This window comes from Aeromonas sp. 19NY04SH05-1, from assembly GCF_040581895.1.
In the GTDB taxonomy this organism is placed as follows: Bacteria; Pseudomonadota; Gammaproteobacteria; order Enterobacterales; family Aeromonadaceae; genus Aeromonas; species Aeromonas enteropelogenes.
Genome location: NZ_CP095328.1, coordinates 3,781,512 through 3,805,063, shown reverse-complemented (window position 1 = coordinate 3,805,063; position 23,552 = coordinate 3,781,512). Strand labels below are relative to the sequence as shown.

General features: G+C 62.4%; 24 protein-coding genes. 20 read left to right on the top strand and 4 right to left on the bottom strand.

What is annotated here, in order from left to right; translation table 11 throughout:
- Positions 1-64 precede the first annotated feature (64 nt).
- Positions 65-529: a hypothetical protein gene (locus tag MRK42_RS17410; protein ID WP_354688386.1), complete on the bottom strand. Its 465-nt coding sequence runs from the start codon at positions 527-529 to the stop codon at positions 65-67.
- Positions 530-578: 49 nt separating this feature from the next.
- Complete coding sequence (locus MRK42_RS17405) at positions 579-1,955, bottom strand: PLP-dependent aminotransferase family protein (protein WP_354688385.1); 1,377 nt, start codon at positions 1,953-1,955, stop codon at positions 579-581.
- Positions 1,956-2,073: 118 nt separating this feature from the next.
- On the opposite strand from MRK42_RS17405, the gene MRK42_RS17400 reads away from it, so the two are divergent.
- From MRK42_RS17400 to rpoS, 19 genes are all read left to right on the top strand, one after another.
- Entirely contained in the window at positions 2,074-2,670 is a 597-nt protein-coding gene (locus MRK42_RS17400; protein WP_354688384.1) for a LysE family translocator, read from the top strand.
- A 141-nt stretch (positions 2,671-2,811) separates the two neighbouring features.
- Entirely contained in the window at positions 2,812-3,402 is a 591-nt protein-coding gene (locus MRK42_RS17395; protein WP_042026897.1) for a LysE family translocator, read from the top strand.
- Positions 3,403-3,505: 103 nt separating this feature from the next.
- The gene (locus MRK42_RS17390; protein ID WP_354688383.1) at positions 3,506-4,198 is read left to right on the top strand and encodes an aspartate/glutamate racemase family protein; all 693 of its coding nucleotides are present in this window, start codon (positions 3,506-3,508) and stop codon (positions 4,196-4,198) included.
- Between the two features lie 126 nt (positions 4,199-4,324).
- Complete coding sequence (gene cueO / locus MRK42_RS17385) at positions 4,325-5,932, top strand: multicopper oxidase CueO (RefSeq protein ID WP_354688382.1); 1,608 nt, start codon at positions 4,325-4,327, stop codon at positions 5,930-5,932.
- 160 nt (positions 5,933-6,092) lie between these two features.
- Positions 6,093-7,199, top strand: a complete 1,107-nt coding sequence (locus tag MRK42_RS17380; RefSeq protein ID WP_026456055.1) for a 1-acyl-sn-glycerol-3-phosphate acyltransferase — start codon at positions 6,093-6,095, stop codon at positions 7,197-7,199.
- A gap of 304 nt (positions 7,200-7,503) precedes the next feature.
- On the top strand, positions 7,504-7,974 hold the full coding sequence (locus tag MRK42_RS17375; protein WP_026456056.1) for a YhcH/YjgK/YiaL family protein: 471 nt from the start codon (positions 7,504-7,506) through the stop codon (positions 7,972-7,974).
- Positions 7,975-8,174: 200 nt separating this feature from the next.
- On the top strand, positions 8,175-9,374 hold the full coding sequence (locus MRK42_RS17370) for an acetate kinase (RefSeq protein ID WP_354688381.1): 1,200 nt from the start codon (positions 8,175-8,177) through the stop codon (positions 9,372-9,374).
- A gap of 147 nt (positions 9,375-9,521) precedes the next feature.
- Positions 9,522-10,799, top strand: coding sequence for a mechanosensitive ion channel domain-containing protein (locus MRK42_RS17365; protein WP_354688380.1), 1,278 nt, complete (start codon positions 9,522-9,524; stop codon positions 10,797-10,799).
- A 149-nt stretch (positions 10,800-10,948) separates the two neighbouring features.
- The gene (locus MRK42_RS17360) at positions 10,949-11,875 is read left to right on the top strand and encodes a L,D-transpeptidase family protein (RefSeq protein ID WP_354688379.1); all 927 of its coding nucleotides are present in this window, start codon (positions 10,949-10,951) and stop codon (positions 11,873-11,875) included.
- Positions 11,876-12,232: 357 nt separating this feature from the next.
- The gene (gene putP, locus MRK42_RS17355; RefSeq protein WP_061476357.1) at positions 12,233-13,750 is read left to right on the top strand and encodes a sodium/proline symporter PutP; all 1,518 of its coding nucleotides are present in this window, start codon (positions 12,233-12,235) and stop codon (positions 13,748-13,750) included.
- Between the two features lie 204 nt (positions 13,751-13,954).
- The gene (gene ftsB / locus MRK42_RS17350) at positions 13,955-14,272 is read left to right on the top strand and encodes a cell division protein FtsB (protein WP_026458807.1); all 318 of its coding nucleotides are present in this window, start codon (positions 13,955-13,957) and stop codon (positions 14,270-14,272) included.
- The gene (ispD, locus tag MRK42_RS17345) at positions 14,265-14,957 is read left to right on the top strand and encodes a 2-C-methyl-D-erythritol 4-phosphate cytidylyltransferase (RefSeq protein ID WP_354688378.1); all 693 of its coding nucleotides are present in this window, start codon (positions 14,265-14,267) and stop codon (positions 14,955-14,957) included. Before ftsB ends, ispD begins: the two co-directional genes overlap by 8 nt.
- A 40-nt stretch (positions 14,958-14,997) precedes the next feature.
- A complete protein-coding gene (ispF, locus tag MRK42_RS17340) occupies positions 14,998-15,474 on the top strand; it encodes a 2-C-methyl-D-erythritol 2,4-cyclodiphosphate synthase (protein WP_124239531.1) in 477 nt (158 codons plus the stop codon).
- Positions 15,474-16,532, top strand: a complete 1,059-nt coding sequence (truD, locus tag MRK42_RS17335; protein WP_223378980.1) for a tRNA pseudouridine(13) synthase TruD — start codon at positions 15,474-15,476, stop codon at positions 16,530-16,532. Before ispF ends, truD begins: the two co-directional genes overlap by 1 nt.
- Complete coding sequence (gene surE, locus MRK42_RS17330; protein WP_042026881.1) at positions 16,513-17,259, top strand: 5'/3'-nucleotidase SurE; 747 nt, start codon at positions 16,513-16,515, stop codon at positions 17,257-17,259. Before truD ends, surE begins: the two co-directional genes overlap by 20 nt.
- 4 nt (positions 17,260-17,263) lie before the next feature.
- On the top strand, positions 17,264-17,881 hold the full coding sequence (locus MRK42_RS17325) for a protein-L-isoaspartate(D-aspartate) O-methyltransferase (protein ID WP_026456796.1): 618 nt from the start codon (positions 17,264-17,266) through the stop codon (positions 17,879-17,881).
- Positions 17,878-18,459 carry a YqaA family protein gene (locus MRK42_RS17320; RefSeq protein WP_026456795.1) on the top strand — a complete coding sequence of 194 codons (582 nt, stop codon included), beginning with the start codon at positions 17,878-17,880 and terminating at the stop codon, positions 18,457-18,459. The genes MRK42_RS17325 and MRK42_RS17320 overlap by 4 nt, the downstream gene beginning before the upstream one ends.
- 9 nt (positions 18,460-18,468) lie before the next feature.
- Entirely contained in the window at positions 18,469-19,503 is a 1,035-nt protein-coding gene (locus MRK42_RS17315) for a LysM peptidoglycan-binding domain-containing protein (protein ID WP_354688377.1), read from the top strand.
- 45 nt (positions 19,504-19,548) lie between these two features.
- Complete coding sequence (gene rpoS, locus MRK42_RS17310) at positions 19,549-20,532, top strand: RNA polymerase sigma factor RpoS (RefSeq protein WP_026456793.1); 984 nt, start codon at positions 19,549-19,551, stop codon at positions 20,530-20,532.
- Between the two features lie 76 nt (positions 20,533-20,608).
- Here the strand turns inward: rpoS and MRK42_RS17305 are convergent, their stop codons facing one another.
- Positions 20,609-21,646 carry an alkene reductase gene (locus MRK42_RS17305; protein WP_354688376.1) on the bottom strand — a complete coding sequence of 346 codons (1,038 nt, stop codon included), beginning with the start codon at positions 21,644-21,646 and terminating at the stop codon, positions 20,609-20,611.
- A gap of 199 nt (positions 21,647-21,845) precedes the next feature.
- Here MRK42_RS17305 and MRK42_RS17300 point away from each other — a divergent pair, with 199 nt between their 5' ends.
- Positions 21,846-22,412, top strand: coding sequence for a TetR/AcrR family transcriptional regulator (locus MRK42_RS17300; RefSeq protein WP_354688375.1), 567 nt, complete (start codon positions 21,846-21,848; stop codon positions 22,410-22,412).
- A 56-nt stretch (positions 22,413-22,468) separates the two neighbouring features.
- On the opposite strand, the gene MRK42_RS17295 is transcribed toward MRK42_RS17300, so the two are convergent.
- Positions 22,469-23,422, bottom strand: a complete 954-nt coding sequence (locus MRK42_RS17295) for a LysR family transcriptional regulator (protein ID WP_223380485.1) — start codon at positions 23,420-23,422, stop codon at positions 22,469-22,471.
- Positions 23,423-23,552 lie beyond the last annotated feature (130 nt).

Sequence of the window (23,552 nt, the reverse complement as noted above, 5' to 3'; positions counted from 1 at the left end):
ATCCACAAAGAGCTGCCTCGGCAGCTCTTTTTGTTTTTGGGTTTGGTGGACTGGCCGGTGGGCCTCAGAGCAGACCGGGCCCCTTGGGAGAGAAGGGGCACTCATCCTGGCGAATGAGGCTGCTCTGCTGACCCTGGGCATCCTGCCAGTGCAGCGCCAGCTTGCCCAGTCTGCCCAAATGGCGCAGCTCGAATTCGTAGCGCAGGCAGGGGTTGTCCAGCGGCAGGCTCGTCATGCCCACAGGCAAGCGGTAGTCGTAGTGAAGGAGGGGGCCATCCTGTAACTGGCTGCGGATCGGGATCAACCCCTCGGCCGTGGGGCGGGGGGCGTTCAGGTAGCGGCGCAGGCTCAGGGGGGCATCGATCGCCTTCTGGTAATGGAGGCCGTTCATGGCCGCCAGCTCCTCTTCCAGCCGGTTCAGCTCCCCCTCCAGCCCGTCCAGCGCCGCCCCCAGTTGTTGATGGGCGGGTGAGGCGCAGCCTCCCAGCAGCAGGGTGATAAGCAAGAGCGGGGTGCGAAACGGGTGCATGGACTCTCCTTTGAGCGCATGGATGGGCCGGGTGATGGACGCTGGCCCACTATAGCAGGGGATTGGTGGGCGGTGTGCCCCGCAGCAATTGCGCCAGCCGATCCAGCCCCTCGGCGACGCGAGCGTCGGTGGCCGGTTGGCTGAGGCTCAGGCGCACCCCTTGCGGGGCGGCAAACTGGCCGGCGGCGAAGTGCTCCCCGCTCGCCACCCCGACATCCAGGGCGTTGGCAGCCTCGGCGAACTCATGGCTGCGCCAGGGCTCGGGCAGCGGCAACCAGGCGTGCATGGATCCCGCCTGCCAGCAGGCGCCCGGCAACAGGTGACGCAGCAGCTCGCCGCGCCGTGCCAGGATCTGCCGCTGCTGTTCGACCAATGGCATGATCTGGCGCTGGCTCACCAGCTTGCAGGCCAGCTCGATGAGCAGCGGGCTTACCATCCAGCTCGACAATCGCATCGTCTGGGCGAAGGCGCTGCGCAGGGCACTTGGCACCAGCGCGAAGCCGACTCGCAGGCCGCCACAGGCGATCTTGGCCAGGCTGCCGAGGTAGATGACCCGCTCCGGCGCCAGGTTGACCAGCGGCGTCACCGGTGTCTGGGGCAGCAGGCCATTGACGTCATCCTCGACGATCAGCAGATCGTGGCGGCGGGCGATGGCGACGATGGCCTCGCGCCGGGCCAGGCTCATGGTGGCGGTGGTGGGATTCTGCAGGGTCGGGGTGAGGTAGAGCAGCTTGGCATGGCGGGTACGGCAGGCCGCCTCCAGCGCGGCGGGGATCAGCCCCTCCTCGTCCATCGCCAGCCCCACCACCTGGTTCTTCAGCTGGCGGGCGTTGCCCAGCATGCCGGGATAGCTGAGCCCTTCACAGAACAGGGTCTCCCCCACGCAGCCGGTGGCCAGCAGCGCCAGCGTGATACCGTGCTGGGCGCCGTGGCTGAACAGCAGGCGATCCTCGCTCCCCGCTACGCCCTGTTCCGCCAGCCAGTCGATAAACAACTGGCGTTGGCCGGGCTGGCCCGCCTCCTTGTCGTAGCCGAGCAGGGCGTTGAGCTCCCCGCCGGCCAGCTCTTCCAGCATGGGGCGGATGATGGCGGCCCGATCCAGTTGCACCGGCAGGTTCTGCCACAGCTCGATGCGATGCCCCTCCTCCTTGCGGATCACCCAGGCGTTGGCCGGATCCTCATTGTCCCCCTTGACCCAGGTCCCGTGCCCCACCCGGGCGGCCAGCAGGCCGCGCCGCTCCGCCTCGCCATAGGCGCGGGTGATGGTGCCAACCGTCACCCCCAGTCTGTCCGCCAACGCCCTGTGGGTGGGCAGGCGGGTCTGCGCCGGCAAGGTGCCGTTGGCTATGTCGCGCTCGATGGCCTTGACCAGCTTGAGGTAGAGGGGGCCGTCGAAGGTTGTGATGTCCGGGGTCCAGATTGTCATGGTGACAATAAATCCATTGATCGAAATGTATCGGCAATATAGCGTGAAATTCAACCTATAAACAATCAGGAATGGCATATTGTATCGATACAATATGCCGCAATTCAGGAGTACAAAGATGACAATGGAATGGTATGTCACCCTGTTCGGGTTTGCCCTGCTCACCTGCGGCACACCGGGCCCCAACAACCTGATGCTGACGGCGTCCGGCGCCAATTTCGGGGTGCGTCGCACCCTGCCACACCTTACCGGGGTCGCGGTGGGGCAACCCGTGCTGCAACTGGTGCTGGCGCTGGGGCTCTATCCCCTGTTCGAGAGCTGGCCGCCGCTGCGGGTGGGGCTGCAGATCTTCGGCAGCCTCTATCTGCTGTGGCTGGCCTGGCGCATCGCGGTGGCCGGCGCTCCCGGTGATCCGGCCAGGCGCTCCCGCCCCCTGACCCTGCTGGAGGGGCTGGGCTTTCAGTTTCTCAATCCCAAGGCGTGGATGATGGGGATCTCTGCTATCAGCCTGTTCAGCCTGCCCGACGCCAGCTACTGGCCGAGTCTGTGGGGGATCATGCTGATCTTCCCGCTGGTGGGGTTTCCAGTCTGCTTTGTCTGGGTGCTGTTCGGCCATCAGCTGAGCAACTGGATCAGCACGGAACGGGGCTGGCATCGCCTCAATGGCTCCCTCGGCCTGCTGACGGCGCTCTGCGTGGTGATGCTCTGGTATTGACTCTCTGGCGCCTTGGAGCTCTGTGCCAGGCACGCATAAAAATGCAAATAAGTGCGTTGATGCCCTTGTCGCCGCTGGGCCGGCTCTGCATATTAGGAGGCTTGCTCCATAACGGATGTGTTGTACCACCAAGAGGTTGAGATGGATCTGAACTGGTTACTGCCCCTGGCGGGATTTGCCCTGGTTACCTGCGGCACGCCGGGCCCCAACAATATGCTGCTCACCAGCGCCGGCGCCGCCCAGGGGTTTCGCCGCACCCTGCCCCTGCTGGTGGGGGTGGTGGGGGGGATCAATCTGATGATCCTGGCCACGGCGCTCGGCCTTGGGGTCATGTTTGAAAAGGTGCCGCTGCTGCACGACGGCCTCAAGCTCATCGGCTCGGCCTACCTGCTCTGGCTGGCCTGGAAGGTGGCGACCGCCAGTGGCCCGGCGGAGGGCAACCGGCCGCTGATCCCGGCCCATCAGGGGGCCATGCTGCAGTTGCTCAATCCCAAGGCGTGGATGATGGCGCTCTCCGCCATCAGCGGCTTCACCCTGGCGGGGGAGGGCTACTGGCCGTCCGCCCTCTGGGTGCTGGCCATCTTCTTTATTACCGGCCTCTACACCGGGGCTTTTTGGGTGCTGTTCGGTGCCCAGGTGCGCCGCCTTATCCGCACCGCCCATGGCTGGCGTCGTTTCAACCTCGGCATGGGGCTCGCCACGGCGGCCTGCGTGCTGATGATCTGGATCTAGGCCTGCTGGCCTTTACCGTCTGTCTTGTTGGCCCTTCGGGGCCTTTTTTATCGCGATGGCGGCCGCCGTGCTGCGCTGTGAACGAGTTGCATAAGGAGTTCCCATGAAATGTATCGGTCTGCTGGGGGGCATGAGCTGGGAGTCCACCGTCAGCTACTATCAGGCGCTCAACCGGGGGGTAAAGGCGCGCCTCGGTGGTCTGCACTCGGCGAGAGTGCTGCTAAGCAGCGTCGATTTTGCCGAGATAGAGCGGCTGCAACACGCCGGTGACTGGCCCGCCACCGCCCGTCTGCTGGCGGAAGCTGCTCGCAACGTGCAGGCCGGGGGCGCCGATTTTCTGCTGATCGGCACCAACACCATGCACAAGGTGGCTCCCGAGATTGAGGCGGCCATCGACATTCCGCTGCTCCATATCGCCGATGCTACCGCCCACCGGCTGCTGGCGGATGGGGTGAAAAAGGTCGGGCTGCTCGGTACCCGTTTCACTATGGAGCAGGATTTCTACAAGGGGCGGCTGCAGACGCGTTTCGGGCTGGAGGTGCTGGTTCCTCCAGAGGTGCAGCGGGAGCGGGTGCACCGGATCATCTATGACGAGCTCTGCCAGGGCCAGATCCTCGAGCCGTCGCGGGCCGAGTATCTGGCCATCATCGAGGGGCTGGCGGCTGCCGGGGCCGAGGCCGTTATTCTCGGCTGTACCGAGATTGCCCTGCTGGTGGGGGAGACGAAAGCCGCGGTGCCGCTCTACGACACCACAGCCATCCATGCCGAGGCGGCGGTTACGCTGGCACTGGGCTAAAGCAAAGCGTCCGGGTGGCAAGCTGGCGAGCCGGGATAATAAGACACGTCTGTGTATCAGCCCTTGACCTTGCCATTGGGCGCTCATCTAGGCTGAGAGTCTGTCTCAGACCAGGAGGATTGATCCATGCAGCGTCGCGATTTTCTGAAACTCTCTACCGCACTCGGTGTGGCCAGTGCCTTGCCCTGGTGGAACCAGGTATTGGCGTCCGAACGTCCCGCCCTGCCGATCCCTGCCCTGCTTGCGCCGGACAAGCAGGGGGTGATCCGGCTCAATGCCCAGCCGGGCCAGATGCAGTGGCGGCGCCAGGCGACCCGCACCTGGGGCTACAACGGCAATCTGCTGGGGCCAACGCTGCGGGCGCGGCAGGGGCAGTCGCTGACGATGCAGGTCAACAACCAGCTCTCCGAGACCACCACAATCCACTGGCATGGCTTGGAGGTGCCGGGCAGCGCCGATGGCGGCCCCCAGGCCACCATTGCCGCCGGCAAGCAGTGGCAGGCGGCATTTCGCATCGAACAGCCGGCGGCCACCTGCTGGTATCACCCCCATACCCACGGCCGGACTGGCCATCAGGTGGCGATGGGGCTGGCCGGACTCTTCATCCTCGACGATGAGGAGAGCCAGCGCTTGCCTCTGCCCAGCCGCTGGGGCCTGGATGACATTCCGGTCGTGCTGCAGGACAAGCGGCTCGATGGTCAGGATCAGGTGGATTACCGGCTGGATGTGATGAGTGCGGCGGTCGGCTGGTTTGGCGATCTGATGCTGACCAATGGCGCCGAGTTCCCGAGCCATGCCGCCCCCAGGGGCTGGTTGCGACTGCGGCTGCTCAACGGATGTAACGCCCGCTCCCTCAAGGTGGCGACCAGCGACGGGCGATCCCTCTATGTGATTGGCAGCGATGGCGGCCTGTTGGCGGAGCCGGTCGTGCTTGAGAAGCTCGAGCTGCTGCCGGGGGAGCGCTTCGAGGTGATGGTGGATGCCCGCAATGGCAAGGCGTTCGATCTGGTCAGCCTGCCGGTACGCCAGATGGGGATGACGCTCGCCCCGTTCGATGCCGCGCTGCCGCTGCTGCGGATCCAGCCCTCCCTCATCGAGGGCAAGGGGCGGCTGCCGGACAGTCTGGCCCATCTGCCCGCCTTGCCCGCATTGGAGGGGATGACGAGCCGCACCCTGACCCTGTCGATGGATCCCGAACTGGATCGCCTGGGGATGCAGGCGCTGATGGAGCGCTATGGTCACGGCGCCATGGCGGGCATGAGCATGGCGCACGGCGATGCCGGCAAACAGAGCGCCATGAAGATGGAGGGCATGGATCACGGCGAGATGGTCAAGATGCAGCACGACGGTATGGCCGATATGAAAGAGGCGCCCAAGCCGCTGGATCTGCATACGGGCAACCGGATCAACGGTCAGGCATTTGTCATGGACCAGCCGATGTTTGCGGTCAAGCAGGGCCGGACCGAGCGCTGGAGCATCTCGGGAGAGGGGGACATGATGCTGCACCCCTTCCACATTCACGGCACCCGTTTCCGGATCCTGCGGGAGAACGGCCAGGCGGTGGCGCCCCATCGTGCCGGCTGGAAGGACATGGTGCGAGTAGAGGGAAATCGCAGCGAGGTGCTGGTGCGCTTCGACCATCCGGCCCCGAAGGAGCGTGCCTATATGGCGCACTGCCATCTGCTGGAGCACGAGGACACCGGCATGATGCTCTCCTTCACCGTGGAGGCCTGATCCCGGATGGCCTGCGGGCCATCCGTTCATTTTACTGGTCAGATCTCACTATCTACGTCCACCTCATACCCCTCGCCATAAAAGTGTGTAAAATTGCGCCCTGATTTTTTCCCGGCCAACTCGGGTTGGCCGTGCCCCTCTAGCATGCAAGGCTGACATTGTGACTGAAGTAGATAGATTCGCGGACATTCGCCCTTACCGTGATGAGGAAGTGCCCGCCGCCATCGAACGGCTGATCCAGGATGATGAGTTCGTCGGTGCCATCGCCAAGTATCGTTTTGGCTCCCTGATGAGCTGGCTGGGCTGGGCCATTCGCCCGCTGATCCGCCAGGTATTGCGCTACAAGTGGTCCAAGGTGACCACGGTACATCAGGTGCAGATGGGGGTGACCCAGTACATGTCCCGCATGATCGCCACCTCCACCAAGGGGGTGACCTTCTCCGGGCTCGAGCATCTGAAGAAAGAGCAGGGCTATCTGTTTGTCTCCAACCACAGGGACATCGCCATGGATCCGGCGTTCGTCAACTGGGGTCTCTATACCCATGGTTTCGATACGGTGCGCATCGCCATCGGTGACAACCTGCTGCGCAAACCCTGCGCCACCGAGCTGATGAAGCTCAACAAGAGCTTTATCGTCAAGCGCTCTGCCAAGGGGCCGCGGGAGATGATGAAGGCCCTCGGCGAGCTGTCGGCCTACATCGGCCAGTCGGTGCACGAGGGGCACTCCATCTGGATCGCCCAGAAGGAAGGGCGTGCCAAGGATGGGGATGACAAGACGGATCCGGCCATCCTCAAGATGTTCTACGTGGATGGCAAGAAGCAGAAAATCGAATTCGCCGACTACATGCGCAGCCTCAATATCGTGCCGGTGAGCATCAGCTACGAGCTGGATCCTACCGACAAGGCCAAGGCGCGCGAGCTTTACGAGAAGTCGGTCAACGGCAGCTACGAGAAGGGCGAATTCGAGGATATCGAGAGTATCGTTGCCGGCATCGTCGGCATGAAGGGGCGGGTACATGTCTCCTTCGGCGCTCCCATCACCGAGGGGTTCAGCGATCCGGACGAGTTGGCCGCGCTGATCGACAAGGCGATCTGGGGCAACTATCAGCTCTTCCCCAGCAACTATCTGGCGGCAGATGTGGCCGGCCACGCCAACACCATCGAACAGGCTGCCTTCCTGAGTCGCCAATCCGAGGTGCCCGAAGAGCACAAGGCTATCTGGCGAGCCATGTATGCCAAACCGGTGGAAAACGCCGGCAAGGTTTGAACGAAACCGATTACCTGAAAAAAACGGGAGCTGATGCTCCCGTTTTTGCGTCTGGTCAAAGCCGATGGTAAAAGGGTGGTGAATAATATGGTTTCAGCTGGTACGATCACTGCGCAATTGGGTGCCATGGCCTTGGCAAGCACAGGACGAGTGTGTAACAGTGCACCCATAGAGAGACAACGAGCAAAAGCTCTAAACCAGTTTGCACGGATCGCAGACGGCATTATCGAAGGACCTGACACAGGTCCTTTTTCATTGGCGGGCAAAGATGCCGCGCAGATACACCTAACAGGAAAGACGCGCCATGATCACCGGTAGCCTGAACACTCTGCACCGCACCCCGCTGCCAGCACCGCTCGCCCGCATCATGGCTGACGTGGTGAAAAGCGTCGCCCACTGGCGCGATGCTCCCGTCGGCAAGCAGGAGATAGACGGCCTCACGCTGTTCTGTCTGGTGAGCGAGGATCTGACCGAGCCGGCCCCGGATCGCCGCGGCGAATTTCATGAGCAGTACCTCGATATCCAGCTGCTGCTGCGCGGTGAAGAGTGGATCGGTGTGGGCCCCCACGACTATGTGAGCGAGGGCGCCGACCATCCCCATCCCGACCTCTGGTTCGTCGACGACGAGCAGACCAGCTATCTGGCGCTGCAACCGGGGGATTTCGCCATCTTCTGGCCGGGCGAGCTGCATCGCCCGCTCTGTACCTTCAAGCAACCCGCCCGGGTGAAGAAGCTGGTGGTCAAGGTACACAGGGATCTGCTGGTCAACATCTGACGTTCTCGAATCAAGGCGTGCGTTGCACGCTGCCTGAACTTGAGTGCTGCGCACCGTTTGCAATCAGTGCCATGCACGACCCGAATTGAAAAATTGGACGCACCCTCCTGCGACCATAAGCCCCCGGCAGGGGAATCCCATCCTCTTTTGGATGACACGACACTGTCGGCATAAAGCCGAAGCACAGGAAGATGTAGAAAATGAGCAAGTTGGTACTGATCCTTAACTGCGGTAGCTCTTCCCTGAAATTTGCCGTAATGGACGCCGAAACAGGTGAGGACATGCTGTCCGGCCTGGCCGAATGCTTCAATCTGGATGATGCACGTATCAAATGGAAACTCCACGGGGTCAAGGGCGAAGCCATGCTGGGAGCGGGTGCCGCTCACCAGGAGGCCCTCGACCACATCGTGGGCCACATCCTGCCGCAGGATCCCACTCTTGCCGGGCAACTGGTTGCCATTGGCCATCGCATCGTACATGGCGGCGAGCAGTTCTCCCGCTCCGTGCGCATCGATGACAGCGTGATTGCCGGCATCGAGGCGGCCATCCCGTTCGCGCCGCTGCACAACCCGGCGCACCTCATCGGCATCCGTGCCGCGCTGAAGGTATTCCCGGCTCTGGCCGAGAAGAACGTGGCCGTGTTCGACACCGCCTTCCACCAGACACTGCCGCAAGAGGCCTACCTCTATGCGCTGCCCCACAAGCTCTATCGCGAGCACGGCATCCGTCGCTACGGTGCCCACGGCACCTCCCACCGCTTCATTGCGGAAGAAGCTGCCAAGGAGCTGGGCAAGCCGCTCGAAGAGCTGAACATCATCAACTGCCATCTGGGCAATGGTGCTTCCATCTGCGCCATCAAGAACGGCGAATCCGTCGATACCTCCATGGGGCTGACCCCGCTGGAAGGGTTGGCGATGGGTACCCGCAGCGGTGACATCGACCCGGCGGTCGTCTTCTTCATGCACGATCAGCTCGGTTACAGCGTGGACGAGATCAACAAGGTGCTGACCCGCGAGTCCGGCCTGCTGGGTCTGACCGAGGCGAGCAGCGACTGCCGCTATGTGACCTCCAACTATGCGACCGACGCCGGTGCCAAGCGTGCGCTGGATGTCTTCACCTATCGCGTGGCCAAGTATGTCGGCGCCTATGCCGCCGCCATGGATGGTCGTCTGGACGCCCTGGTGTTCACCGGCGGTATCGGTGAGAACGCCGCCATGGTGCGCGAGATGGTGCTGGATCGCCTGGCCCTGTTCGGCTTCAAGGTGGACCAGGAAGCCAACAACGCCGCCGTGCTGGGTGGCGAGGGTCGCATCACCACCAAAGAGAGCCGTCTGGCCATGGTGATCCCCACCAACGAAGAGCTGGTCATCGCCCGCGATGCCCTCGGCCTGGTTGGCTAACGCTTTTCGTGTTGTCTCAACGCCCGGCCTGTGCCGGGCGTTGTTGTTTCTGGTGGTGGCCGATTTGACATGGGGGAGGGGATAGGTACCCTGACCGCCATGGTGGTTGCAGTTGCAGCGAACCGCTGCAAGGTTTGGGAGAGAAGAATGAAAGAAGCGTTTTTTAGCTGGCTGTCCGGTCTTGGCGTGGAGGTGACCAGCATGATGGCGCTGGTGATCGCGCTCGGCTTCATCCTGATCACCTCGTTGTTGCTGCACATGATGCTGCACCGCTTCCTGCTGGTGCGGCTGGTCGGGGTCCTCGGCAAGGCCAAACAGGTGTGGCTGCCGCCCCAGCTGCAGCAGCGGCTCTTCAACCGGCTCGCCTTTGTGCTGCAAGGGGGCGTGCTGCTCGCCCAGGCGGAGATCTGGCTGCCCGGCGGCTCCGACAGCCTGGCGCTGATCGAAGTGGTGGCCCAGCTCTGGATCTTGCTGTTCCTGCTACTCGCCTTCTTCGCCCTGCTCGACTGCGTGCTGGCGGTGAGTCGCAACACCAGCCTGGGACGGGATCTGCCCCTGCGCGGCATCTTCCAGGGCACCAAGCTGGTGGGGAGCGTGCTGGTTGGCATCCTGATGATCGCCCTGCTGCTCGGCAAATCCCCCCTCTTCCTGTTCAGCGGCCTGGGTGCCATGACAGCGGTGCTGATGCTGGTGTTCAAGGACCCCATCCTCGGCCTGGTGGCGGGGATCCAGCTCTCGGCCAACCGCATGCTGAGCGTGGGGGACTGGTTGCAGATGGATAAATACGGTGCCGATGGCGAGGTGACCGACATCGGCCTCACCACGGTCAAGGTGTCGAACTGGGACAAGACCATCACCACCATTCCCACCTATGCCCTCATCTCCGACTCGTTCAAGAACTGGCAGGGGATGACCGAATCCGGTGGTCGCCGCATCAAGCGCAGCGTCAACATCGACATGACCAGCGTGCGTTTCCTGACTGCAGACGAGCAACTGCAGCTCAAGCAGGCCCAACTGCTGGCCCCCTATCTGAGCCGCAAGGAGCAGGAGCTGAGCAGCTACAACCAGCAGCTCAGGGAGGCGATCAACTGCCCCATCAACGGCCGCCATCTCACCAACCTGGGTACCCTGCGCGCCTACCTGGATGCCTATCTCAAGGCCCATCCCGGCATTCGCAATGATATGACCCTGATGGTGCGCCAACTGGCCCCTACGTCAGATGGCTTGCCACTGGAGATCTACTGCTTCACCGCGACCACGGCCTGGGGTGAATACGAAGGGATCCAGGCCGATATTTTCGACCACATCTTTGCCATCATCGAGCAGTTTCATCTGCGGTTGCACCAGTCTCCCACAGGTTACGATATGCGCGCCTGGCAAAGCGGGGTTGTGCCGGCCGGCCAGAAAACCGGGCAAGCGGCCTGAGCGAATATTAATCACTGACCCGTCACGACTTGTCGGTTGAAATTTGCCGGGCAGAGGAGAAGAATGGCGGCCTTCTCTTCGGCCCCCAGGCATATTGCGCCTTGGGGCCAGCCCGAAGACCTCCATCAAGTCATCATCATGGGAAAGTTATGAAGTTCTTTCGCAATCGTGTGGCAACCCTCTACTACGGCCTGCTGCTGACCGCCGCGCCTGTGTTTGCCGTTGAATATGCCCTGCCTGCCGCCAACAGCCGCCTGGTGGGGGAAAATTTGGAATACGTGGTGCCGGCTGAGGAAAACGGCCAGCCGCTGGAGGCGGTCGCCGCCAAATTCCAGCTCGGGCTGACCAACATGCTTGAGGCCAACCCCAAGGCGGATCCCCTGCTGGTGCAGACCGGCGAGAAGCTGGTGATCCCGCAGCAGTTGATCCTGCCGGATGCACCGCGCGAAGGGGTGGTCATCAACGTGGCCGAGATGCGCCTCTATTACTATCCCAAGGGCAAGAAGGTGGTGGAGGTGCTGCCCATCGGCATCGGCCAGCTGGGCACCGATACTCCGGAGGACTGGGTGACCAGCGTGCAGCGCAAGAAGGAGCGCCCGACCTGGACCCCAACGGCCAAGATGCACGCCGAATATGCCGCCCGTGGCGAGACCCTGCCTGCAGTCTGGCCGGCCGGTCCCGACAACCCCATGGGCCTCTATGCCCTCTACATCGGCAAGATGTACGCCATCCACGGCACCAACGCCCAGTTTGGCATCGGCCTGCGGGTGAGCCACGGCTGCGTGCGCCTGCGCAATGATGACATCGAATACCTGTTCAAACAGGTACCGGTCGGTACCCGGGTGCAGTTCGTTAACCAGCCGATCAAGGCCGCCAAAGAGCCGGATGGTCGCCGCTATCTCGAGGTGCACCAGCCGCTCTCCCGTAGCGAAGCCGAGTTCAACTCCAGCCTGCCGGCGCCGCTGCCGATCACCCCGGCGGTGACCCGCTTCATCGCCCACGCCGACAGCGACTCCCAGCGGGTCAAGCAGGCGCTGGAGCAGCGCAGCGGCATGCCGATTGCCATCAATCGCTGAAGGTAGCCGAGCGCCAACGGGCGATAAGATGATGAAAAGGGCGAGCAGCATGCTGTTCGCCCTTTTTGTTGCCTCATGCCCTGTGACATACGGCGTCGTGAGTCCGGTCGGTGCACCGATATGCCAGCCAGATGGAGGCGTGTCTGGAGTGGGGGCTGCGAGGCCACTGCCGCAATATAAAATAGTGACTTATCCCCTTGTCCTGGAGGATATGTTGATGCACAAAGGTTTTTATTGTGTTTTGTGTTTGTTAAAAATGATTGAGCTCACGGGATCTGCTGATTAAGCTATGGCGGTTTTTAAGGAAAGAGCCCGTCGGTAGAGCGGGCCGTCACGCTACATGAAACGGAGTTTTGAATGACAGCTAGCACACCCATGTTAATCACCTTCCTGGTGTACATCCTCGGGATGGTGCTGATCGGTTTTATCGCCTATCGCGCCACCCGCAATTTCGACGACTACATCCTCGGCGGCCGCCGCATGGGGAGCTGGGTCACCGCCCTCTCCGCCGGTGCTTCCGACATGAGCGGCTGGCTCCTGATGGGCCTGCCAGGCGCAGTCTTCATCAGCGGCATCTCAGAGAGCTGGATCGCCATCGGTCTGGTCATCGGCGCTTATCTCAACTGGCGCTGGGTGGCCGGCCGCCTGCGGGTCCACACCGAGAAGAACCGCAACGCCCTGACCCTGCCGGATTACTTCACCTACCGCTTCGAGGATCACAGCAAGGTGCTGCGCATCCTCTCGGCCCTGGTGATCCTGCTGTTCTTCACCATCTACTGCGCCTCCGGCGTAGTGGCCGGTGCCCGCCTGTTCGAGAGCACCTTCGGCATGGATTACAACACCGCCCTCTGGGTCGGTGCCGCAGCCACCATCACCTATACCTTCTTCGGCGGTTTCCTCGCGGTGAGCTGGACCGATACGGTGCAGGCGACCCTGATGATCTTCGCCCTGATCCTCACCCCTGTGTTCGTCATCATCGCCGTGGGCGGCATCGACAGCGCCATGGTGGAAGTGGCGGCCAAGAGCGCCAGCAACCTCGACATGTTCAAGAACCTGGACGTGATCGCCATCGTCTCCCTGATGGCCTGGGGTCTGGGCTACTTCGGTCAGCCGCACATCCTGGCGCGCTTCATGGCGGCGGACTCCCACCACTCCATGGCCAGCGCCCGTCGCATCAGCATGACCTGGATGATCTTCTGCCTGGCCGGCGCCGTGGCCATCGGCTTCTTCGGTCTGGCCTACTTCGGCCGCTTCCCGGAAGTGGCCGCCGGCGTTACCGGCAACCCGGAGCGGGTCTTCATCGAACTCTCCAAGATCCTGTTCAACCCCTGGATCGCCGGTGTGCTGCTCTCCGCCATCCTGGCGGCGGTGATGAGTACCTTGAGCTGCCAGCTGCTGGTCTGCTCCAGCGCCATCACCGAGGATCTCTACAAGCCGTTCTTGCGCAAGAACGCCTCCCAGCGCGAACTGGTGTGGGTCGGCCGCCTGATGGTGCTGGCTATTGCCCTGGTGGCCATTGCGGTTGCCATGAACCCGGAGAACCGGGTGCTGGGGCTGGTGAGCTACGCCTGGGCAGGCTTCGGTGCCGCCTTCGGCCCCGTGGTACTCTTCTCCGTGCTGTGGCCGCGCATGACCCGCAACGGCGCCCTGGCCGGCATGCTGGTCGGTGCGGTTACCGTCATCGTCTGGAAGCAGTACGGTTGGCTGGGTCTGTATGAGATCATCCCGGGCTTCGTCTTCGCCAGCATTGCCATCGTGATTGGCAGCCTGCTTGGCGAAGCACCCTCCAAGGCCATGCTGGAGCGCTTCAACGAGGCGGAAGAGGAGTTCAACACCCCGGCTGCCAGCGAAGGAGCCCCGGTCGCGGTCAACTAATCTTCGAGGCAGTCTGACGCCCCTCGGCCCCGCCCCGGTCAGGGAGTACCGCTTCGGTACCCTTGTCCCGGTTTGGCGGGGCTTGTTGTTATCTGGTTCATCTTCGGACTTTTTTTATGCGCTAACCCGGGTTCCCGGGTGCTGGCTTTCTTTTGTCTTGCCACCGAATATGGGACACTAGGCCCCCTGAAGGAGACCTAGAGCATGCGCCTATTCACCCTGATCCTGCTCCTCCTGCTGGGGGGCCTGCAATATGACCTCTGGCTGGGGAAGAACGGGCTGTCCGATTACCAGAACCTGTCGGATGCGATCTCGCAACAAGAGCGGGACAACCAGGCCCTCAAGGATCGTAACGACCTCATTTACCGCGAAATAGATGATCTCACCTCGGGCCTTGAGGCCATCGAGGAGCTGTCGCGCAACGATCTGGGTTATATCAAACAGGGGGAGACCTTCTACCGGATCATCCCCAAAGAGAAAGACAAAGAGACAGTACCGGACGATGAGCCCTACCATGACTGATGCAAGCCGCGCCTTCGGTCTGACGGCGATCGTGCCAGCCGCCGGGATTGGCAGCCGGATGGGGGCCGACTGCCCGAAGCAGTACCTGCAGCTGGCGGGGCAGACTATTCTGGAACACACCCTGGCGCGCCTGCTCTCACATCCTGCCATCGAGCGGGTGATAGTGGCGCTGGCGCCCCATGACCCCTGGTTCGAGAGCCTGCCCGTCGCCGCCGATCCCCGTGTCATTCGGGTCGAAGGAGGCGCCGAACGCGCCTTTTCTGTTCTCAATGCCCTCCAGGTGGCAGACGGTGAGTGGGTGCTGGTGCACGATGCCGCCCGTCCCTGCCTGACCCACGGGGATCTCGATGCCCTGATCGCCACCGCCATGGGCTGCGGCGGGGCCATCCTCGGCAGCCGGGTGCGCGATACCATGAAGCGCTCGGATGCCGCGGGCAACATCATCGCCACCGTCGAGCGTGAACAGCTGTGGCACGCCCTCACTCCGCAGATGTTCCCCACCCGCACCCTCAAGCGGGCGCTGGAAGAGGGGCTGATGCTGGGGGCCACCATTACCGACGAGGCCTCCGCCATGGAGCGGGCCGGTTTCCCGGTGCGCATGGTGGAAGGGCGCGCCGACAATATCAAGGTGACCCGGCCGGAGGATCTCTCCCTGGCCGGGCTGTTTTTAAGCCAGCAGGCATAGCCCGCGAATTCGAATAAATAGGCCCAAACAAGGAGCGCATATGATCCGGATTGGACATGGTTTTGATGTACACAAATTTGGCGGGGAAGGCCCCTGCATGCTGGGCGGGGTCGCGGTGCCGTATGAACAGGGTCTGCTGGCCCACTCCGATGGGGATGTGGTGCTGCACGCGGTGAGCGATGCCCTGCTCGGCGCCATCGGCGCCGGTGACATCGGTCGCCATTTCCCCGATACCGCCGCGCAATTCAAGGGGATCGACAGCCGCATCCTGCTGCGGGACGTCTTTGCCCGGGTGCAGCGGGCGGGTTATGCCATCGGCAACCTGGACGTGACCATCATCGCCCAGGCCCCCAAGATGGCTCCCCACATCGATGCCATGTGCGCCGTGCTGGCTGCCGATCTGCAATGTGATTTGAACCGGGTGAACGTCAAGGCGACCACCACCGAACAACTGGGATTCACGGGGCGCAAGGAAGGGATCGCCACCGAAGCCGTCGTCTTACTGGTGAAACAATAATGTTGGAACAGCTTAACTATCTGCACGGAACTCCCACCGCCCACGGCATCCTCAAGGCCGAGGCCAGCGATTTCGTGGTGATCGAGGATCTCGGGTTCGAGCCTTGCGGGGAAGGGGAGCACATCTTCGTGCGGGTGCGCAAAACCGGCGAGAACACCGCCTGGGTGGCGGGGCTGCTGGCCGATGCCGCCGGGGTCGCGCGCAATGCGGTGACCTGGGCAGGTCTGAAGGATCGCCACGCGGTGACCGAGCAGTGGTTCGGCATCCACCTGCCGGGCAAGGCCGAGCCGGACTTGTCGGTCATCGAGAGCGACAGCATCCAGATCCTGGAGGCCAAACGCCACAACCGCAAACTGCGGGTGGGCTACCTCAAGGGCAACCACTTCACCCTGCGCCTGACCGGTCTGACCCAGGCCGACGGGCTGGAGTCCCGCCTGCAGGCCATTGCCGCCCAGGGGGTGCCGAACTATTACGGCGAGCAGCGTTTTGGCCGGGAAGGCAACAACCTGGAAGCGGCCAAGGCGATGTTTGCCGGCAAGCGGATCAAGGATCGCAACAAGCGCTCCCTCTACCTCTCCGCCGCCCGCAGCATGCTGTTCAACGCCATCGTCAGCGCCCGCATTGAGCAGGGGCTGGCACATCAGCTGCTGGCCGGTGACTGCGTGATGCTAAGGGGCAGCCATTCCATCTTCAGCGAAGAGAGCGTGACCCCCGAGCTGGCAGCGCGCCTCGCCGCCGGTGACGTGCAGCTGACCGCCCCCATGTGGGGTCGTGGCCGGCTGGCGAGCCAGGGAGCGGCAGCCGAGTTCGAGCAGGGAGTGCTGGCGCCTTACAGCGACTGGTGCGAGGGGCTGGAGAAGGCCGGGCTGGATCAGGACAGGCGCCCGCTGCTGCTCAAGCCGGAACAGATGAGCTGGCAGCTGGAAGGCGATGCGCTGACCTTGTCGTTCTTCCTGCCGGCGGGCGCCTTTGCCACCAGCGTGGTGCGGGAATTAATGCAGGCCGAAGAGGCCGATCATGGTTTCAGGAAGCAGACCGATGCGAATTCTGGTCAGTAATGACGATGGTGTGCATGCCGAGGGCATTCGTGTCCTCAGCGAGGCGCTGGGCGCCTGTGGCGAGGTCATTGTGGTGGCGCCGGATCGCAACCGCAGTGGCGCCAGCCACTCCCTGACCCTGGAAGTGCCACTGCGGGTCACCCGCATCGGCGAGACCGGGTTTCATGCGGTGAAGGGGACGCCGACCGACTGCGTCCATCTGGCTGTCAACGAGCTGGTCCGCCCGGAGCCCGACATGGTGGTGGCGGGGATCAACCACGGTGCCAACCTGGGGGATGATGTCATCTACTCGGGGACGGTGGCGGCCGCCACCGAGGGGCGCCACCTGGGGTATCCCTCCATCGCCATCTCTCTGGTGGGCAAGACCCATTTCGCCACGGCAGCCCACTATGCGGCCCTGCTGGTGAAGGGGTTGATGAAGTATCCGTTGCCTGCCGATCAGATCCTCAATGTCAATGTGCCGGATCTGCCCCTCGACCAGATCAAGGGGATCAGGGTGACCCGCCTTGGCAATCGCCACCGGGCGGAGTCGGTGATTTGCACCGAGGATCCCCGTGGCCAGCCCATCTACTGGATTGGCCCCCCCGGCAGCCAGCAGGATGCGGGCGATGGCACCGACTTTGCCGCCATCGAACAGGGTTATGTCTCGATTACTCCCTTGACCATCGACATGACTGCCTACGACAGTCTGGCTGGGCTGGGTGCATGGCTAGATATGCAGGGATGAGGGTGTGATAGTTCAGCGCCTTTTAAATCAACTCATTGCACAGGATATTCGCGATTTTCGCGTGTTGGCGGCGATCGCGAAAGTGCCGCGCCAGCTGTTCGTGGACGAGGCCATGGCGCACAAGGCCTGGGATAATACCGCCCTGCCCATCGGCCACGGCCAGACCATCTCGCAACCTTACATGGTGGCGCGGATGACCGAGCTGCTGATGCAGAACAATCCGGCCCACGTGCTGGAGATTGGCACTGGCTCAGGGTACCAGACGGCGATCCTCGCCCATCTGGTGGAGCATGTTTACACGGTCGAGCGGATCAAGTCGCTGCAGTTCCAGGCCAGGCGCCGTCTGCGCCAGCTCGATCTGCACAATGTCTCGGCCAAGCACGGCAACGGCTGGCTGGGTTGGCCCAGCAAAGGGCCGTTTGATGCCATTCTGGTCACCGCCGCGGCGAGCGAGATCCCCGCGGCCCTCACCGACCAGCTGGCCGAAGGGGGGCGTCTGGTGTTGCCGGTGGGCGACAAGCAGCAAACCCTGCAACTGATTGAGCGCGCCGGTTCCCAGCTGACCAGCCGGATCCTGGAGCCGGTGCGCTTTGTTCCCTTGATAGATGGAGATGTTGAGTGAAGCTGTTTTCCCGTTTGTACGTGATGGTGATGCAGTGGGCGCGCCACAAATACGCCCCCTGGTATCTCTCCGTCACCGCCTTTATCGAGTCGGTGTTCTGGCCCATCCCGGTGGATGTGATGCTGGCCCCCATGGCGCTGGCCAAGCCGCACAAGGCGTGGCATTTCGCCACCCTGGCGACCCTCTTCTCCGTACTGGGCGCCCTGTTTGGCTATGCCCTGGGTTATGCCCTGTGGGATCCCGTGGTCCAGCCGCTGGTGGCCTCCGTCGGTTACGAAGGCAAGATCGCCATCGCTCGCCAGTGGTTCGAACAGTGGGGCATCTGGGTCATTTTTATTGCCAGTTTCACGCCCATCCCTTACAAGGTATTCACCGTGACCGCCGGACTGTTGCAAATGGCTCTGGTGCCCTTCATCATCACCTCGCTGATCGGGCGTGGTATGCGCTTCTTCCTGGTTGCGGGCCTGATGCGCTGGGGCGGGGAGAAGATGGAACGCAAGCTGATGCACTATGTGGATGTGCTCGGTTGGCTCTGTATCGGTCTGGCCGTCGTGGCCTATTTCTGGTTTAGTCGTTAAGGATCCATTATGCGTTCGCGTATTTGGCAAGGAAGCAGTGTGGTCATGCTCTCATGGCTACTGCTTGCCTGCTCCTCCAGTAAAAATGCGGCTCCGGTGGATGGTGTGGGGGGCGACCCCTTTGTCTCGACCATCCCGGTTCGCCAGGCGGGGACTCCGAACCGCACGCCCATCACGGGCAGCAGCTATGTGGTAAAGCGGGGAGATACCCTCTACTCCATCGCCTTCAATTCGGGCAATGATGTGCCGTCGCTGGCCAGCCTCAACGGCATCAGTCCTCCCTACAACATCTATCCGGGCCAGCAGCTGCGCCTCGATGCGTCCAGCTCCGGCGCCATGGCCAGCCGCAGCACCAGCACCTATCAGGTACGCCGTGGCGATACCCTGAGCAGCATTGGTCGCCAGTTCGGTACCACGCCCCAGGAGCTGGCCCAGCGCAACAATCTGAGCGCCCCCTATGCGCTGCAACCGGGCCAGGTGCTCACCGTGCAATCAGCCGCCAATACGGCTCCCCAGATGGTGGCGGCCACCAAACCTGTGACCCAGCGTCCGGCAGGGGCGAGTGGTAGTGCTGGTCAGACCACGCCGTTCGTTTCTCAGAAATCCGTTGCCGAGGCGCCACCGAAAGCATACGCTCAGGAAAAAGAACAAAAAACAACCAGCTCCCAGTCACGACTGGCGTGGCACTGGCCCGCCAAAGGCCGGATTGTTGAAGGCTTCTCCGTTGCCGAACAGGGCAACAAGGGGATCGACATCGCCGGCCAGAAGGGGCAACCCGTCTACGCCGCCAGCGGCGGCAAGGTGGTGTATGCCGGTAGTGCACTGAGGGGTTATGGCAAGCTGATCATCCTCAAGCATGATGATGACTATCTTTCCGCCTATGCCCACAACGACGAGTTGAAGGTACGGGAAGGAGATAGCGTCAAGGGAGGAACAGTGATTGCCAATATGGGCAGCACGGACGCGCCGGATGTGCGATTGCATTTCGAGATCCGGTACAGAGGCAAGTCGATCAATCCGATGAGCTATTTGCCAAAGCGTTAATCCCAGAGAGTCTGTCTTACTCTGGTAACGTCAGGGAGACACACCATGAGCCAAGAACAACTGGTAATGCAGGATGCAGAATTAGAGTTTGACGCCGAATCCGAGTCTCAAGAGGTAGAGGAGTTGCAGGAGGTAGCCGCCGAGGCGGAAGAGACTATCTCCGATGAGTTGCTGGCACCGGAACTGAACAAGGTGATGGACGCCACCCAGCTCTATCTGGGGGAGATTGGCTTCTCCCCCCTCCTCACCGCCGAAGAGGAAGTCTATTACGCCCGTCGTGCCTTGCGGGGTGACAAAGCCGCCCGCAAGCGCATGATCGAGTCCAACCTGCGTCTGGTCGTCAAGATTGCCCGTCGCTACAACAACCGCGGCCTGGTGCTGCTGGATCTCATCGAAGAGGGCAACCTCGGTCTCATCCGCGCCGTCGAGAAGTTCGATCCCGAGCGCGGCTTCCGTTTCTCCACCTATGCCACCTGGTGGATCCGCCAGACCATAGAGCGGGCCATCATGAACCAGACCCGCACCATCCGTCTGCCTATCCATGTGGTCAAGGAGCTGAACGTCTACCTGCGTACCGCGCGCGAGCTCTCCCACCGTCTCGACCACGAGCCGACCGCCGAGGACATCGCCCAGGCGCTGGATCGTTCGGTGGATGACGTAAACCGCATGCTCAAGCTCAACGAGAAGATCACCTCGGTGGATACCCCCATCGGCGGCGATCGCGACAAGGCGCTGCTGGATGTGCTTTCCGATGAGAGAGGCATGGGGCCCGAGCTGGAATCCCAGGATGACGACATGCGCGCCAGCATAGTGCACTGGCTGGAGGAGCTGAATCCCAAGCAGCGCGAGGTGCTGGCCCGCCGTTTCGGCCTGCTCGGTTACGAGCCCGCCACCCTGGAAGACGTGGGGGCCGAGATTGGCCTGACCCGCGAGCGGGTGCGCCAGATCCAGGTGGAGGGGTTGCGCCGTCTGCGGGAGATCCTGCTGAGTCAGGGGCTCTCCATCGAGGCGCTGTTTCGCACCAACTAACCGTCGGCAATAGCAATGACACGAGGGGAGCCATGGCTCCCCTCGCTGTTATCTGCACTTTGCAGTGGCTTGCCCGTTACACCAGTTCCGCCAGCATGGTCTCGGCATAGGGCACCAGCGCCTCGCCATTCTTCACCTTGTCGAGATAGTCCGGGTTGGCGATCAGCGGTCGGCCGATGGCCACCAGATCGAAGCGCTCGGCCTTGATGGCTTGAGCTGCCGTCTCGGCGCTGTAGTTGCCAACTCCCACCAGATTGCCCTGATAGTGGCTGCGCAGGTAGTCGGAAGCGCGGCCGTCCAGATAGTCGAAGGTCAGGCTGTCATCGAAGATCCCGAGGTGGATATAAGCCAGCGTGCGCTGGTTCAGCTCGGCCAGCAGATGGTCGAACACGGCGCGATTTTCCGGGCTGCCCGCCAGGTGAACATAGGCCCCCGGGGAGAGGCGCAGGCCAACCCGCTCACCACCGATGCGCGCGCTGATGGCATCCACTACCTCCAGCGCGAAGCGGCTCATGTTGGCCGGGTTGCCACCGTAGTTGTCGCTGCGCAGGTTGGTGGAGTGGTGCAGGAACTGGTCGATGAGGTAGCCGTTGGCACCGTGGATCTCGACCCCGTCGAAGCCCGCCTCGATGGCGTTGGCTCCGGCAGTCGCGTAATCCTGCACCAGCTGGGCGATTTCGGCCTCGGTCAGGGCGCGTGGCACCTGATAGGTCAGCTCGCGCATGCGGGGCACAGTGCCCTCGTGCGCTACGGCAGAGGGAGCCAGCACTTCGCCGTGGTGGAAGAAGGGATGGGAGAGGCGACCCACATGCCACAGCTGGGCGAAGATCTTGCCACCCTTGGCATGCACGGCGCCGGTCACCTTCTTCCAGCCCTCGATCTGGGCCTCGCTGAAAAGACCCGGGGTGTTGGGATAGCCCTGACCGTCCGGGCGAATGATGACGGCTTCCGAGATGATGAGGCCGATATCGGCGCGCCGGGCGTAGTAGGCCGCCATCTGTTCGGTCGGTACCAGGCCGGGGCCCGCCATGCAGCGAGTCAGGGGCGCCATCATGAAGCGATTGGCGAGGGTGAGGGTGTCGTTGAGACGATACGGCTGAAACAGGGTGTTCATGATAGATTGTCCTGAGCGAGTTATTCTTGAATGTGCATTCAATTCGTTTTTGCGGGCGGGCGCAAGCTTTTTTGAATGCTTGTTCAACATGGTTGGCCTTGCCCTGCTGCTGGGGTAAACTTGCCGCCCTTTGCCAAGCACTCTTGAATCGGCAGGTGTCAGCACCCTTGCCGGTGAACCATTTCCCAGGGGAGGATCCATGCGTATTGCCGAGTTTGATCGGGACGAGGTGTTGCGAAACGCCATGGAGGCATTTCGTGCCAAGGGATATGCCAAGACCACCATGCAGGAGCTGGTGGCCGCTACCAGTCTGCACCCGGGCAGCATCTACGGCGCCTTTGGCAACAAACGCGGTCTGCTGCTGGCGGCGGTGGATCACTACGTGGAAGGCAAACGTGCCCAGCGCCGTGCGCTGCTCGACAACCCCAGCCCCCTGGCGGGGCTGGCCGCCTATCTCGAGCGGGTGGTGAGCGAGGCCCTCTGCGGTACCTGCCTGGTGACCCGTACCATGATGGAGCTGAGTGAGCAGGACGAGGAGCTGATCCAGCGAGTGAAGGTCATCTATGGCGAAATGGAGCAGGATCTGGCGGCGCAGCTGAAACAAGCCCAGGCTCTCGGCGAGCTGGCGGCCGAACGGGATATCCCGACCCTGACCGCCTTCTTGCTGATCAATATTCAGGGCCTGGTCACCTTTGCCCAGTGCCGCCCGGATCGCCCCCTGCTCGACGGGGTCGTCACCCAGCTGATCAACGCCCTGCGAGCGTGATGAGACGCAGCAAAAAACAATGGCTCCCCAGGGAGCCATTGTTGTTTAGGAGGCTGTTACTCCGGACTCACCAACTCCTTCATCAACTCTTTTAGCCACACCAGCGCTGGTTGCTGCGCATGCACGGGGTGCCAGACGCAGTTGAGGTGGTAGTCCGGCACGTCTTGTGGCAGCGGCAGGCTTTTCAGTGGCCAGTGGCTGGCGAGCAGTTCGGCCACCATGCTCGGCAGCACCAGCAGGTGATCGCTCTGGCTGACGATGGCGGCGGCGGACATATAGCTCTGGCTGTTGACCGAGATGGTGCGACTAAAGCCCAAGCTCTTGAGGTGGCGATCCAGGCTCGCCTCCGAGGTGCCGAGCGGCGAGTGGAATACGTGGGGCATTGCGATCAGCTGCTGCAGGGTGATGCGCTCTTCCCAGCTGGAGGGGTCATCCTCTGTTCCTGCGGGGGCCGATTTGGGGATGGATAGATCGGCGCGCACCAGACCGGCCAGGGGCTCGGTGAGCCAGGTCTCCTTGCCGAGATACCCTGGCACCTGCATGTATTCGTCAAACCCTAGCACCAGGTCTATCTCGCCGCTCGCCAACTCGGCTTCGGGCAAGGTGTCGCGCAGGATGCGGATCTCGATGGTAACCCCGGGCGCCAGCACCTTGAGGCGCTGGATAAGGGGTGGGATCAGCACGCACTCCACATAATCCGTGGTGCAAAGCACAAAGCGCCGCTTGGATTGGAGTGGCTCGAACTCCTCTTCTTCACTGAGCTGTTGCTCCAGCAGCCGCAGCGCCTGCTGTACCCCCAGATGCAGCCGCTGGGCGCGCGGCGTGGGCAGCATGCCCTGCGGGGTTCGCACCAGTAACGGATCGCCGAAAAAGGTGCGCAGCCGACCGAGGGCGTGGCTCATGGCGGGTTGGCTGATAAAGAGCGTTTCGGCGGCGCGGGTGACGCTGCCCTGTGTCATCAGGGCGTCAAAGGCGAGCAGCAGATTGAGGTCGAGCTGGTGCAGTTTCATCAAGATTATTTGCAGTGTTTATGGGACAATCCATCCTATTCATTTGATGGATGAGCGTACAACTTTTTACACTGCGACCCACTCTTATTTTTCCCAGGTTCCCGTGCAAATAGGGGGCCTCAATCCATGC